Origin of the sequence: Pseudoalteromonas sp., from assembly GCF_041629635.1 — a bacterium.
GTDB lineage: Bacteria > Pseudomonadota > Gammaproteobacteria > Enterobacterales > Alteromonadaceae > Pseudoalteromonas.
On sequence record NZ_JBFKMX010000007.1, the window covers coordinates 1 to 13,731 of the forward strand.

The 13,731-nt window shown below is 40.2% G+C and carries 12 protein-coding genes and 1 pseudogene; 9 read left to right on the forward strand and 4 right to left on the reverse strand.

The genetic code is table 11. The features are described from left to right. The 3 genes and pseudogenes from ABYD77_RS01865 to ABYD77_RS01875 form a co-directional block, all read left to right on the forward strand. Nucleotides 1-207 (forward strand): annotated as a pseudogene (locus ABYD77_RS01865) (efflux RND transporter periplasmic adaptor subunit); the annotation flags it as partial. A gap of 9 nt (nucleotides 208-216) precedes the next feature. Then, nucleotides 217-3,333 (forward strand): efflux RND transporter permease subunit, encoded by a 3,117-nt coding sequence (locus tag ABYD77_RS01870; RefSeq protein WP_372766460.1) that lies wholly within the window; start codon nucleotides 217-219, stop codon nucleotides 3,331-3,333. A 586-nt stretch (nucleotides 3,334-3,919) separates the two neighbouring features. Then, nucleotides 3,920-4,159 (forward strand): helix-turn-helix domain-containing protein, encoded by a 240-nt coding sequence (locus ABYD77_RS01875; RefSeq protein WP_038642742.1) that lies wholly within the window; start codon nucleotides 3,920-3,922, stop codon nucleotides 4,157-4,159. 43 nt (nucleotides 4,160-4,202) lie between these two features. Here the strand turns inward: ABYD77_RS01875 and ABYD77_RS01880 are convergent, their stop codons facing one another. From ABYD77_RS01880 to ABYD77_RS01895, 4 genes are read right to left on the reverse strand one after another with little or no spacing between them, the layout of a single operon-like run. Beyond that, nucleotides 4,203-5,567 carry an MFS transporter gene (locus ABYD77_RS01880; RefSeq protein ID WP_372766552.1) on the reverse strand — a complete coding sequence of 455 codons (1,365 nt, stop codon included), beginning with the start codon at nucleotides 5,565-5,567 and terminating at the stop codon, nucleotides 4,203-4,205. A gap of 35 nt (nucleotides 5,568-5,602) precedes the next feature. After that, the gene (locus ABYD77_RS01885; protein ID WP_372766462.1) at nucleotides 5,603-6,223 is read right to left on the reverse strand and encodes a peptidylprolyl isomerase; all 621 of its coding nucleotides are present in this window, start codon (nucleotides 6,221-6,223) and stop codon (nucleotides 5,603-5,605) included. 12 nt (nucleotides 6,224-6,235) lie between these two features. Further along, nucleotides 6,236-6,796 (reverse strand): YajG family lipoprotein, encoded by a 561-nt coding sequence (locus ABYD77_RS01890; protein WP_372766464.1) that lies wholly within the window; start codon nucleotides 6,794-6,796, stop codon nucleotides 6,236-6,238. 5 nt (nucleotides 6,797-6,801) lie between these two features. Further along, a complete protein-coding gene (locus tag ABYD77_RS01895; protein WP_372766466.1) occupies nucleotides 6,802-7,968 on the reverse strand; it encodes a methyltransferase in 1,167 nt (388 codons plus the stop codon). A gap of 41 nt (nucleotides 7,969-8,009) precedes the next feature. Here ABYD77_RS01895 and ABYD77_RS01900 point away from each other — a divergent pair, with 41 nt between their 5' ends. The 6 genes from ABYD77_RS01900 to fabV all read left to right on the forward strand — a co-directional run bounded on the left by ABYD77_RS01900 (nucleotide 8,010) and on the right by fabV (nucleotide 13,448). Then, the gene (locus ABYD77_RS01900; RefSeq protein ID WP_372766468.1) at nucleotides 8,010-8,621 is read left to right on the forward strand and encodes an alpha-ketoglutarate-dependent dioxygenase AlkB; all 612 of its coding nucleotides are present in this window, start codon (nucleotides 8,010-8,012) and stop codon (nucleotides 8,619-8,621) included. A gap of 28 nt (nucleotides 8,622-8,649) precedes the next feature. After that, complete coding sequence (locus ABYD77_RS01905) at nucleotides 8,650-8,958, forward strand: BolA family transcriptional regulator (protein ID WP_274761001.1); 309 nt, start codon at nucleotides 8,650-8,652, stop codon at nucleotides 8,956-8,958. Nucleotides 8,959-9,073: 115 nt separating this feature from the next. Beyond that, nucleotides 9,074-9,616 carry a TRAP transporter small permease subunit gene (locus tag ABYD77_RS01910; RefSeq protein WP_372766470.1) on the forward strand — a complete coding sequence of 181 codons (543 nt, stop codon included), beginning with the start codon at nucleotides 9,074-9,076 and terminating at the stop codon, nucleotides 9,614-9,616. Further along, nucleotides 9,616-10,995 (forward strand): TRAP transporter large permease subunit, encoded by a 1,380-nt coding sequence (locus ABYD77_RS01915; RefSeq protein ID WP_372766472.1) that lies wholly within the window; start codon nucleotides 9,616-9,618, stop codon nucleotides 10,993-10,995. The genes ABYD77_RS01910 and ABYD77_RS01915 overlap by 1 nt, the downstream gene beginning before the upstream one ends. Nucleotides 10,996-11,028: 33 nt before the next feature. Then, nucleotides 11,029-12,126 (forward strand): TRAP transporter substrate-binding protein, encoded by a 1,098-nt coding sequence (locus ABYD77_RS01920; protein WP_372766474.1) that lies wholly within the window; start codon nucleotides 11,029-11,031, stop codon nucleotides 12,124-12,126. Nucleotides 12,127-12,260: 134 nt separating this feature from the next. Further along, nucleotides 12,261-13,448, forward strand: a complete 1,188-nt coding sequence (gene fabV, locus ABYD77_RS01925) for an enoyl-ACP reductase FabV (protein ID WP_372766476.1) — start codon at nucleotides 12,261-12,263, stop codon at nucleotides 13,446-13,448. Nucleotides 13,449-13,731: the final 283 nt, after the last annotated feature.

A 13,731-nucleotide genomic window follows, 5' to 3' on the forward strand; every position in this document is an offset into this window, starting at 1 on the left:
GCGCTTGATGAAGATGGCAATATCGGCGTAAAAACGGTTGACAGTGAAAACCGTGTTGTGTTCTCCCAAATTGATGTTGTTAAATCAGAAGCATCCGGCGTATGGATGGCAGGGCTTGGCGACAAAGCAAATGTGATTACTATAGGGCAAGGATTTGTGCGCATTGGTGACACCGTTGAGCCGGTTTTTGCTACAGAGCAAGAGTAGAGGTTATCTATGCGTACCCTGATTGATGCCTCATTAAGTCGTACTCGTACGGTATTATCAATTTTTATATTGTTAATTATTTCTGGCTGGGTGACTTATAAAAACATTCCAAAAGAAGCAAATCCAGATGTCACCATTCCGTTTATTTATGTGTCGATAGTGCACGATGGTATTTCGCCTGAAGATGCCGAACGCCTGTTGGTTCGTCCAATGGAAATTGAACTGCGAGCCATTGAAGGTGTAAAGGAAATGACTGCTGTGGCAAGCGAAGGTCATGCGTCTGTTACGCTTGAATTTTTTGCCGGTACAGATCCGAAAGAGGCACTTGCCGATGTGCGCGATAAAGTGTCACTGGCAAAAGCTAAGTTGCCTTCAGAAACTGAAGAACCCGAAGTACACGAAGTGTTGATGGAAGATCAGCAGCCGACGATTACTTTAACACTGTCAGGCGATATTCCTGAACGCGGATTACTGACCATTGCGCGTAATTTAAAAGACGAACTTGAATCAATTTCGAGCGTGCTTGAAGTGGAAATTGGTGGTGAGCGTGAAGATATGGTTGAGATTGTTATCGATCCACTTCTAATGGAATCGTATGGCCTTGACCAAAGTGATATTTATAGCTTACTGACAAATAATAACCGCTTAGTTGCTGCCGGTACATTAGATACAGGTAAAGGCCGTTTTGCGGTAAAAATCCCCTCTGTTTTTGAAACCATTCAAGATGTAATGGAACAACCTGTAAAAGTGTCGGGCGACAAGGTTGTGCGCTTTATGGATGTGGCACAAATTAGGCGTTCTTATAAAGATCCCAACTCAATTGCTCGTATTAATGGTCAACAAGCCGTGTCACTGGAAGTGAAAAAACGTGCTGGTGAAAACATTATCGACACGGTTGATCAAGTAAAAGTCAAAGTAGAAGAGAGCAAAGCAATTTGGCCGAATCATATTAAGGTGACTTACACCGGTGATATGAGTAAAGACGTGAAAGATATGTTATCTGATTTACAAAATAATGTACTGTCTGCCGTACTGTTGGTGGTGATTGTGATTATTGCGATTCTAGGTACGCGCTCAGCCTTTTTAGTGGGTGTAGCAATTCCTGGCTCTTTCTTAACGGGTATTTTAGTGATTGCGATTTTTGGCTTAACCGTCAATATCGTTGTGCTTTTTGCCTTAATTATGGCTGTGGGCATGCTGGTTGATGGTGCCATCGTAGTAAGTGAATTTGCTGATCGCATGATGAGTGAAGGTATGCCGCGTAAAAAAGCCTATTCGGTTGCCGCTAAACGCATGGCGTGGCCAATTATAGCTTCAACCGCCACTACTTTAGCTGCATTCGCGCCGCTAATTTTCTGGCCGGGTATGATGGGTGAATTTATGAAATACTTACCAATCACCCTAATAGCGACGTTGTCTGCATCACTTGTTATGGCGTTAGTGTTTGTACCGACTATTGGTAGCCTGATTGGTAAAGTGCGCCCGCTTACAGCTGAGCAAAAGCAAAATTTATTGGTAGCAGAAGAAGGCAATTTAACACAGTTGCAAGGTGTGACAGGGCGTTATGTACGTTTGCTAGACCGTGCAATTAAACGCCCATTACTAAGCTTGTTTGCTGCAATCGGTTTTTCAATATTGGTATTTATTGCTTACGGTTTTTCAGGTTTGGGTATGGAATTCTTCCCAGATGTTGAACCCAATGGCATTAATTTAAAAGTGCGCAGTTACGGTGATTTGTCGATTTATGAAAAAGACCAAATCATGAAAGATATTGAACAACGCATTTTACCGGTTGAAGGTATTAAAACGCTTTACTCTCGCTCTGGTGGCAAAGACATTGTTGGTTCACTTCGCATGAACCTTAAAGACTGGGATGAGCGTCGTCCGGCTGATCAAATTATTGAAGAAGTGCTAGGTAATACATCAGATCTAGCTGGTGTCGAAATTGAAATCCGTAAGGATGAGAACGGCCCAGGCGGCGGTAAAGATTTATCGATTGAACTCAGTTCTAAATTCCCAGATGCACTTAATGAAGAAGCCCGTCGAATTCGTAATGCGATAGAAAATGACGGCGCGTTTGTTAATGTCGATGATTCAGGCTCAAAACCAGGTATTGAGTGGCAGTTAAAGCTTAATCGAGCAGATGCAGCACGCTTTGGTGCTGATGCAACCATGCTTGGTGCCAATGTTCAAATGGTGACAAATGGTCTTAAGCTTGGTGAATATCGCCCTGATGATGTGGATGATGAAATTGATATTCGTGTTCGTTTTCCTGCAGATAAACGAGATTTAGGCCGATTAGAAACTTTGCGTGTTAAAACACAACATGGTCAGGTGCCGATTACGCACTTTATTGAACGAAGAGCTGTACAAAAAGTGGATACCATTAACCGTGTTGACAGTCATCGCGTGGTGACTGTAAATGCTGATGTTAAAGCTGGACAACAACTCTCTAAAGCATTACCTCGTTTGCAAGCACAACTTGAAGCACAAGGGTTAGATCCGCGTGTAAAACTTAAAGTGCGCGGTGAGAATGAAGAGCAAGACGAATCAATGGTGTTCTTAGAAAAAGCCTTTTTAGTGGCGTTGTTTGTAATGGGTATTATTTTGGTAACGCAATTTAATAGTTTCTATCAAGCAATGTTGATTTTAAGCGCGGTACTTTTCTCTACTGTTGGGGTGTTTTTAGGACTCATTATCTTGCAGCAGCCGTTTGGTATTGTTATGTCAGGGATCGGTGTTATTTCCCTTGCGGGAATTGTGGTGAACAATAATATTGTGTTAATTGATACTTATAATGTGTTGCGTAGACAGGGCATGGCGCAACATGAAGCAATACTACGTACAGGAGCACAGCGCTTAAGGCCTGTGTTACTGACAACGGTAACCACTATTTTGGGCTTAATGCCTATGGTGCTTCAGGTAAATATCGATTTATTTAACCGTGAGATTGCATTCGGTGCGCCTTCAACCCAGTGGTGGGTGCAACTCTCTACCGCCGTAGCAGGTGGTTTGGCGTTTGCTACTGTACTTACCTTGGTTCTAACCCCTTGCTTATTAGCACTTCGAAAAAAGCCTGTTAAATACCTTGAAGCTGAAATAGTGGAGCACAAACTAGCAAGTTAGCATTGTGAATGCTAAAAACTGACAACTAAAAAGAGCATCATTTGATGCTCTTTTTAGTTGTCAGTTCGTTTTTGTGATATGCAACATTAGGGTAAAAAACACTAAAATCACACAGCTGATTGCCATAATGTAGAAAAACCCTTTTTTACCTTGTTTTAAAGGAATGCGATTGACTTTTAAAAAGTAATACCAGGCAAAGCACAATAAAATTGGTAAAAGAAAAAATAGTCTAATCATATAAACGAATACTTAGTTATTGTTTTTATAGGGTATAGCAAAATAAGTAATCGTGCCACTAGTGGAGTAGCGTAGTTGAATGCTAGCTAAATAGGGTTATATCAAAGAATGAAAGTACTAAATTTTTATGCACTTTTAATAATTACTTATATTAAATACTTCTGATTTTTGCATTTGGTCGCTATTATTTGTGGATTAGCCGCAAACTTTATAGGGCGATTACTCAAAATAGGTAGAATGCCCTAACTAAAATTTATACTAGATATTGTATATTTTAATCGATAATCTTAGTGTGGTTTTGTTTGGTAGTTAGAAAAAGCATTTCCAATCATCAATAGGAGAAGTAAAAATGATGGGAAAAACGGTTGCATCTGAAGAAAATTCGCGCCTTACCCAGTGGCTGAAAGTGAAACGCCAAGAGAAAGGCCACACTATGCGCAGCCTTGCACAAGTACTTGGTACGCCACATTCATTTGTGGGTAAAATTGAAAACCAAGAACGTCGCCTAGATGTGGTGGAGTTTATTCGTTATTGCCAAGCCCTTGAAATAGACCCGATAGAAGGTTTAACTATTTTGAAAAGTGAATAATCATTCACTTTTCAAAATCGATTTAAAATGATGCAAGGATGCATTAATGTTTTTTGTAGAAATCAGCTTCTAGTACCATTAGGCGTTCTTTTATCAAATATAAAAATACCAATGATGGGATCACCATCAAGGCTGTAATTAAGAAAAATAGCGCCCAATTACCCTCAAGAAAATCGACCAAATACCCTGAAGAACCCGACAATAGTGTTCTGCCTAAATTACCAAGTGATGCTAATAATGCATAATGTGTAGCACTAAATGCGCGATCACATAGCATTGAAATGAACGCGACCATAGCAACCAGTGACCAAGCTTGGGTAAAGCCATCCACCAAAATAGCCATAGCATAGAGACTTTCTTTTGGCCCAACCATGGCTATTAATGAGAACATCAGATTCGATGAAGCCATAGCAATGCCACTAATAAATAAGCCTTTCACAATGCCATAGCGTGAGTTAAATAAACTGCCAAGAAAAGCAAAAATAATCGTAATTAAACCGGTACCAAGTTTAGAATAAGTGGCAATTTGAGAATTAGAAAAACCAACCTCTTTGTAAAATACAATCGACATACGCCCTAAAAAGGCCTCACCAATTTTAAAAAGAAAAATAAACGCCAGCAGGGCAAGGGCGGTTTTAACGCCGTTTCGATTAAAGAAGGAACTGATTGGTGCCGCAACGGTTACCCAAAGCCAGGCAGCAATGCGTTTAATAAGGGACGAATCGTTTTGAATAAATTCGGCTTCCAGTGCTTTATGTACATATTCGCGATTGGACTTTGGTTCTTTTGCGAAAAATACACCTAGCATCAACATCAACATAACCAAGGCTAAAACCAAGTATACTTGTGTCCATTGCCAATCGGGTAAATCAGCAATATAAAATGGTAAAGCGCCCAATAATGCATAGCCTGTCCACCAACCAGAGGTCGCCATCGTGGCGGCCGCTGTGGTTTTGTGCGTTTCATTTTCATCTAGCGTATCAATACGAAAAGCATCGATTGCGATATCTTGGGTCGCCCCCGCCAGCGCAATAACAAAGCAGCACAGAGCCACAGAATACAATTGATTTTGAATATCTACTTGGCTTAGCCACAGTGTTGCAAGCAAGATGCATACTTGGCTTAGTAAAATCCAACTACGGCGTTGACCGAGCTGTTTGTGTAATAAAGGGAGTTTTACGCGATCGACTAAAGGCGACCACAAAAAGTTAACGCTATAACAAACAAATACAATACCAAAAAGGCCAATCATTGAGCGTGAAAGGCCTTCATCTTTTAGCCAGGCAGACATAACTGAGCCGATTAATACCCAAGGGAATCCACTGGTAATGCCAAAGGCAAAAATATTGATTAATCGGCGGTCTTTAAAATAACCAAGATACTCTGACACTGTAACCATAGTTGTAATGTTTAACCTGTTATTCTTATTATTAAATTACGTGTTTATTGAGCTGGTTCAAGTACTTGCGCTTTTAAAATAACTACGGGTTCTTTTGGTACAAAACACCAACCAAGTTTATCGTGGCATCCCGTTTCAACACGCATTATTTTATCAAGTGTTTCAGCGCCTTCAGTAACATAGCCGAATACTGCAAAACCCCATTCACGCCCTGGGTTTAAATGGTCATTGTCATTCATATTAAAAAAGAATTGGCGCGTAGCTGAATGTGGTTTTCGGTCTTGGTAAGCCATCGCGATGGTATACATGTCATTTTTAAGGCCGTTACCGCTTTCGTTGGGAATTTCAGGACCCATATAGGCGCCGTCGTATTTTTTATCATAGCCACCACCTTGAATAACAAAGTCGCGCTCTTGTTCGGCATCATGTTCTACACGATGGAAAACGGTATCTTCGTAACCTCCATCTACCACATAACCTAAAAAGTTATTAACTGTAATCGGTGCTTTACGGCGATTTAGCTCAACCACAATATCACCCATAGTGGTAGTGAGTTTTACCATTGGATAAGCGTTATCTTTTTGAACAAATTCGCCTTTTTTAACAAGGTTGGCGCTGCTGGCAAAACTTGTTAGCGCAATCAAAAGTGATACTAAGTATTTCATAAACCTTTACTCCTAGCGGTTGATTGCGTCAATAAATTCAGGGTCGGTGACAATGCGAGTGATCATCTCTTCAAGTAAGCGATTTACTTGTTGCTCTACTTTGGCTTTATCAAAGCCAAGCGGTGCTTCGCTTTGTTTGTTACCTTTGTAGCGTTTGGCAAAACGGTGTTCAGAGGTTTCGATAACCACCTCTAATTCAGCTTTTGTGATAGTTGTGTGCTTGTGCAACTGCTGGTTAATGACAGTGTTTAGTTGCTGAATATTAACGTCAAGCGCTTTGCCCATGCCGCTGTTGTTGGCGCCCACTTGGACTAATGCCTGTTCCATAGCAGGTGTAATTGAATCTGCTAAGTACTTATCTGCAAGCGCCTTTGTACCATCGCTGGTTTTGATAGTGACCGTAGTAAAGCTGGCACGTTTATCATTGACTGATAAGCTTACATCTTGCTGTGCTGATTTTTGGTGTGTTTGCGTGTAATTCGGGCTGAAAATAAATTGCTGTGAAGTTGAGCTACAGCCAGCCATTAAACCCAGTGTTAGGGCGAATAGGGTAATTTTATATTTTGAGTTCATAGTTATCATGCTCTCTTTTTAGCGCTTAAAACGACAAATTTCTTATTTGAGCCTAATAGTTTGTAGCCACCAAATAGGCGTTTTAACTTTTCATGGTAATTTAAATGACGGTTGCCAACAATACGTAATTCGCCACCTTCACGTAAACAGCGGAAGCTATCAACAAACATTTGCCATGCAATATGGTCTGTAACGGCTTGTTGTTGGTGAAACGGTGGATTACATAAAATTAAATCGGCACTGTTACTTTCTAAGCCTGTCAGACAGTCATTGTGTAAAAAAGTGCAGTTTTCTAGCTGTTCTGGCAGATTTGTTGTGACATTGTGCTTAGCTGAAGCAACCGCCATAGCTGATTCATCAACAAAGGTCACCAGTGCGTTAGGGCAGCGGTCAAGAGTTGTTAACCCAATTACACCATTACCACAGCCTAAATCGACGATACGCTGTTTTTTGTTCCCTTGGGGTAAGTAATTAATAAAAAAGCGAGCACCAATATCTAGCGAGTCACGGCTGAATACATTCGCGTGATTCGTAATAGTGAAAGGTGATTTTTCAAGTGGCCAAACAACAGGGAATTTACAATCTTGGGCTTTGTTATGTTGCTTAGTTAAAATTAAACGAGCTTTTTTTACCGCTAAGGTCGTTGAACTTGGCCCAGAAAAACGCTCAAATAATTGAATTGTCGAAGAGTGAATGTCTTTTACTTTACCCGCTGCAACAATTGGCGTGTCTTGACGTAAAACCTTGCTTAACTGACTGAGTAAAAAGGTAAGGTACCCCGCGTTTTTTGGCACTTTTATCAGCACCAAATCAACGTCGTTTGGCAGAGTGTCTAAACTTTTTAGAAAAACGGTATTGTCGCTATCAAGCTGATTTTGCTCTAAGTTGTATTGGGCAGCTTGCTCTGCAACAAATGAATCATTCAAATGGTAAATAAATGCATTATTAAATGCACAAGCGAGCGCGCCAAACCCATCATTTATAACAAGTACTTTCGTGTTACTTGTGACCTGATGGTGTTCTTCAATATAATTAACTAAATATTCGTCTGCAGCGTCCCATGCTTGAAGGCTCGCATTTTTTTGTTTTAGCGGAAAGCGAGAAAGAGTAAAGGTTTTTTCGCCAAGCTGTGCGATTTCATTTACCTGCTGGTCTGAAGGGTATTGCGACATAACGACGTTATTAATTTAGTTGTAAAGGTGCATAGTTTATCATGGCTTGGAATGATCCTAACAGCATTGAGCGAATAAAAAAGGCAAAGTGCGTATTGCCAGATTTTTACTATTTTGAGCACTTTATTGCTGAGCCCAAAGCCAATGCGTTATATCAACAATTGCTATCACTCAATTGGCAGCAACCAACATTAACCATATTTAATAAAGCGCATACGATTCCTCGAAAGCAAGTTTATATGGGTGATAAAGGCACTGGATATCGCTATTCTAACCAGTTGTTTTTACCAGAACCTTGGCATGCCAGTGTGCTTAATTTAAAAAACACCTTAAATGATTGGTTTGGTACACAATTTAATGCTGTGTTACTTAATTGGTATCGCTGTGGTGAAGATAAAATGGGTTGGCATGCAGATGATGAAGCTGAACTTGGCTTTTCACCAATTATTGCGTCTGTTTCACTTGGCGCTGTGCGAAAGTTTAAGATACGAGAAAATAACACAAAACAAGTAACTGACTTGCCGCTTGCTAATGGTAGCTGTTTGTTAATGACCGGACGTAGTCAGGAGAGATATCAACATTCATTACCCGTACAAAAACGGGTTGTTGATGGACGAATAAACCTGACGTTTCGCAATGTTTGTGGCGTATAATGGCGAAAAATATTTAAGAGGCACACTTATGTCGATGCTAGAACAAATCGAATCAAAACTGAAAAATGCGTTTACGTATGATCACCTAGAGGTAATTAATGAAAGCCATATGCACAGCCGGGGTACTGAATCTCATTTTAAGGTGATTCTTGTCAGCAATGATTTTGAAGGTAAGCGTTTACTGCAATGTCATCGTATGATCAATGACGTATTGGCGGATGAATTAGCAAATCATATCCATGCGTTAGCAATTCATACTTACACGCCAACACAGTGGCAAAATGCTGATATTCCAAATTCGCCAAAATGTTTAGGTGGCTCTAAATTTGATATGTAACTAAAAAATACAATCAATAAGCTTGTGTCCAGCCGTGTATGCTCAACAGGTTGGACTTTTAACCCTGTTAATTAAGTGTTACATTTTCCCTTTTGAAACGATAACAATAATTAACATGGATGCAGTCAGTTCCAATTCGCCTTCGTCAAACTTACTTAAAATAGCCAATAAGCTCGATACTTTTATTGAATTTATCGGGCGCAGTATTGCTTGGTTTAGTTTTGCCATGGTGATATTAATGTTTGCAATTGTGCTTTTACGCTATGGTTTTAGCCTGGGCTGGATTGCACTGCAAGAATCTGTTCTTTATCTTCATGCCTATTTGTTTATGCTTGGCTGTAGCTATGCACTTAAACATGACGAGCATGTGCGTGTTGATGTGTTTTATCGCCGTTTTTCCCCTTTCAAAAAAGCCCTAGTGAATCTATTTGGTCATTTAATTTTGCTGTGGCCTGTGGCTATTTTTATTTTACTAGTGAGTTTTGATTATGTCGCTGTGTCTTGGCAAATTAAAGAGCAATCTCAAGAGGCTGGTGGTTTACCTTTTGTCTATCTTCTTAAAAGCTTAATTCCAGCGATGAGTATTTTATTACTGATACAAAGTGTGAGTGAGCTTTGTAAAAGTTTAAATGTGCTGCTTAAAAAGGGAGAAAGCTAATGGAATACATGGCTATTCTTCTCTTTGTGTGTGTTTGTTTGGTCTTATTATTAGGCTTTCCTGTGGCATTTTCACTTGCCGGTACTGCACTGATATTTGCCGGAATTGGCAGTCTTTTTGGTATTTTTGATGGTGCGTTTTTACATGCTCTACCAAATCGCCTATTTGGTATAGTCACTAATAGCACCTTAATTGCCGTGCCGTTATTTGTCTTTATGGGCGTGATGCTGGAAAAATCGAAAGTTGCTGAAAATTTACTGGATGCCATGGCCGTGGTTATGGGTAAACGCAAAGCGGGCATGGGCATTGCGGTAACCTTAGTAGGAATGTTACTCGCTGCAAGTACCGGCATTGTAGGCGCAACCGTTGTTACCATGGGCTTACTTGCACTACCGACGATGTTAAAGCGAGGCTACAGCGAGCAATATAGTTGCGGCATTATTACAGCAACGGGCACACTTGGTCAGATTATTCCGCCTTCAATTGCGCTGGTATTGTTAGGTGATGTGTTATCCAGTAGCTATCAGCAAGCACAGCTTAATATGGGGATTTTCTCACCTGAAAATGTCAGTGTAGGGGATTTATTTGCAGGTGCAGTGATCCCAGGCGTGATTTTGGTGGGGCTGTATATTCTGTACTCAGTGTTTGTTGCGATTGTTAAACCTGAGCAAGTTCCTGCATTACTTGATGAAGACATTGAGCATATTAAAAAGCGCAAGCAAGTATCGCTATTTGTAGCGCTTGTGCCGCCACTTATGCTGATTTTTATTGTACTTGGCTCCATTTTGTTTGGCATTGCAACACCAACAGAAGCTGCTGGTGTGGGGGCATTTGGTGCAATTATTTTAGCTATTTGGCAAAAGCAGTTTAACCTTAAAAATTTAAATGCGGTAATGCAAAGCACCACCAAAGTAACAGCTATGGTGTTTATGATTTTAATCGGTGCATCATTGTTTTCACTGGTTTTTAGGGGATTTGGTGGCGAAGAGCTAATTGCTGAAATGTTTGAAGCATTACCTGGTGGCTTATTTGGCGCGATGTTGGTTGTAATGTTGGTGATGTTTTTACTTGGCTTTATTTTGGATTTTATTGAAATCACCTTTGTGGTTGTGCCAATCGTTGCACCAATTTTATTAATGATGGGGGCTGATCCAATCTGGCTTGGCATTATGATAGCGGTGAATTTACAAACCTCGTTTTTAACCCCGCCATTCGGCTTTGCACTATTTTATTTACGCGGTGTTGCACCAAAATCAGTGTTGACCTCGCAAATTTACAAAGGCGTGATACCTTTTATTATTATTCAATTGATTTTATTGGCGTTAATGGCTGCATATCCAAGCTTAGTAACTTGGTTACCAGGCAAACTCTACGCTTAGCTTATCGGTTGAAATAAAACGCACGGAGGAAGCATGAAAAAACTCAGTACATTAATCACTTCGATTGCCTTGGCAATTGGTTTAAGTGGTTGTGGTCAAGAACAACAAACAAGTAATGCAACAACAAATACAGCTGAAGTACAACAAAACTTTAAATGGAAGTTGGTAACCAGTTGGCCAAAGAATTATCCAGGCCTTGGTACAGCACCTGAGCGCTTTGCAGAAAATGTAGAAGCGATGAGTAATGGCCGCTTAAAAATTAAAGTCTATGGCGCGGGCGAGTTAGTGCCTGGGTTTGAAGTATTTGATACGGTATCAAGTGGTACCGCTGAAATGGGTCACAGTGCAGCTTATTATTGGAAAGGTAAAATTCCTGCAGCACAATTTTTTACGGCAATCCCATTTGGTATGAATGCTCAAGAAGTGAACGGTTGGCTGCACCATGGTGGTGGAATGGAATTATGGCAAGAGCTTTATGCACCTTATAACTTAATTCCTGCGGCTGGTGGTAATACTGGTGTGCAAATGGCAGGCTGGTTTAAAAAAGAAGTGAATAGTGTTGAGGATTTAAAAGGCCTAAAAATGCGTATTCCGGGTTTAGGTGGTGAAGTGCTGGAAAAACTCGGTGGCGTGCCATTATCGCTTACTGGCGGAGAGATCTTCACTGCGCTGCAAACTGGTGCTATTGATGCGACGGAATGGGTTGGTCCATACAATGACTTAGCATTTGGCTTAAATAAAGCAGCAGAGTTTTATTACTACTCTGGTTGGCATGAGCCTGGCGCAAATTTAGAGTTTTTAATTAATAAAGAGGCGTTTGCTTCATTACCAAGTGATTTACAAGCGATTGTCACATCAGCAATGCGCACAGCAAACCAAGATATGCTTGATGAATACACAGCACGTAATAACACAGCGCTTGATCAGCTGAAAAACAAGCATAATGTGAAGCTGCGTAAATTCTCGCCAGAAGTAATGCAGGCGCTTAAAGCGGCCACCATGGAAGTAATTAGCGAGCAAGCGCGCAATGATGAAGCGGTTGCCAAAGTATGGCGTTCTTACTCTGAGTTTCTTCAGCAAGTAAAGGCGTACCATCAGATTTCGGAAATGGAATATTATTCGAATCGATAACAGGATAAGATGTTAGGGGGCGTAAGCCCCCTTTTTTATGAAAATTATTTGCTGATCAGACCTGTTTATCAGTGCTTTGCTTTAAACTAGCAACAATTTTAAAAGATTTTATTAGGTAAAAGTGGAATTAACTTATGGTTATCAAGCCTAAAATTCGTGGTTTTATTTGTACAAATGCACACCCTGTTGGCTGTGCTGCTCATGTAAAAGAACAGATTGAATATGTGAAGTCACAAGGCCAGTTAGAAAATGGTCCTAAAAATGTACTTGTGATCGGTGCATCAACAGGTTACGGCCTTGCATCTCGTATTACAGCTGCATTTGGTGCTGGTGCGAAGACGTTAGGTATCTTTTTTGAAAAAGAAGGTACAGAGAAAAAAACAGGCTCAGCGGGTTGGTATAACACTGCTGCGTTTCAGGCTGAAGCTGAAGCGGCTGGTCTTTGGTCAAAAAATATTAATGGCGATGCATTTTCTAATGAATTAAAAGAAAAAACGATTGCAACCATTAAAGAAGAGCTTGGCAAAGTAGACCTTATAATTTACAGCTTAGCGTCGCCGCGTCGTACCGATCCTAATACGGGTGAAACGTATTCATCAGTACTTAAGCCAATTGGTAACTCTGTAACAACCAAAAACTTAAATACCTCTAAGCGTGTTATTGATGAAGTGACGGTTGAAGCAGCAAACGAAGAAGAAATCGCAAATACTGTAAAAGTAATGGGCGGTGAAGACTGGGAAATGTGGCTTGATGCGCTACAACAAGCTGACGTTCTTGCTGATGGCTTTAAAACATCTGCTTATACTTATATTGGTAAAGAATTAACATGGCCAATTTACGGACATGCAACAATTGGTAAAGCGAAAGAAGATTTAGACCGTGCAGCAGCAGCGATTAAAGAGAAAACAGCGGACCTTAAAGGTGAAGCGTATGTTTCTTCTCTAAATGCTGTTGTAACACAAGCAAGCTCTGCAATTCCGATTATGCCACTTTACATTTCGGGTCTTTTCAAAGTAATGAAAGAAGATGGCACTTACGAAGGCACAATTGAACAAATTGATGGTTTATTCCGTGAGAACCTTTACGGTGAAAATCCGCGTTTTGATGATGGTGGTCATTTATTCCAAAACTACAAAGAATTGGAAGATGATGTGCAAGCACGCGTTCAAACAATTTGGGATACAGTAGATACAAATACAATTGACGAATTAACTGACTACGTGAGCTATCACAATGAGTTTTTAAAGTTATTCGGTTTTGGTATTGATAGCGTAGACTATGATGCTGATGTAAACCCAGTTGCAGATATCGAGTTAGTATAAAACTCAGATTCTCTTATATAGAGTTCAGAAGGTTGGTGCTGTAGAGCGCCGATGTTCTGGACTCTTAATTCTCATTTCTATTTATCTTTTCCCTGCTGAAAAATTCTCACGTAACACTTTTGGCTAATAGATTTCCTCAAATTGGTGATCGACCCAGAAGATTAGTGCGTTTAGATACTTGTAAAGTACAAATTTTAGGCTTTAATTTGTAAGCATAAATTTCAATTTAGACTCGCATAGTCATCCGAATTAATGTTAAAATTCGGGGAATATGTATAGATTC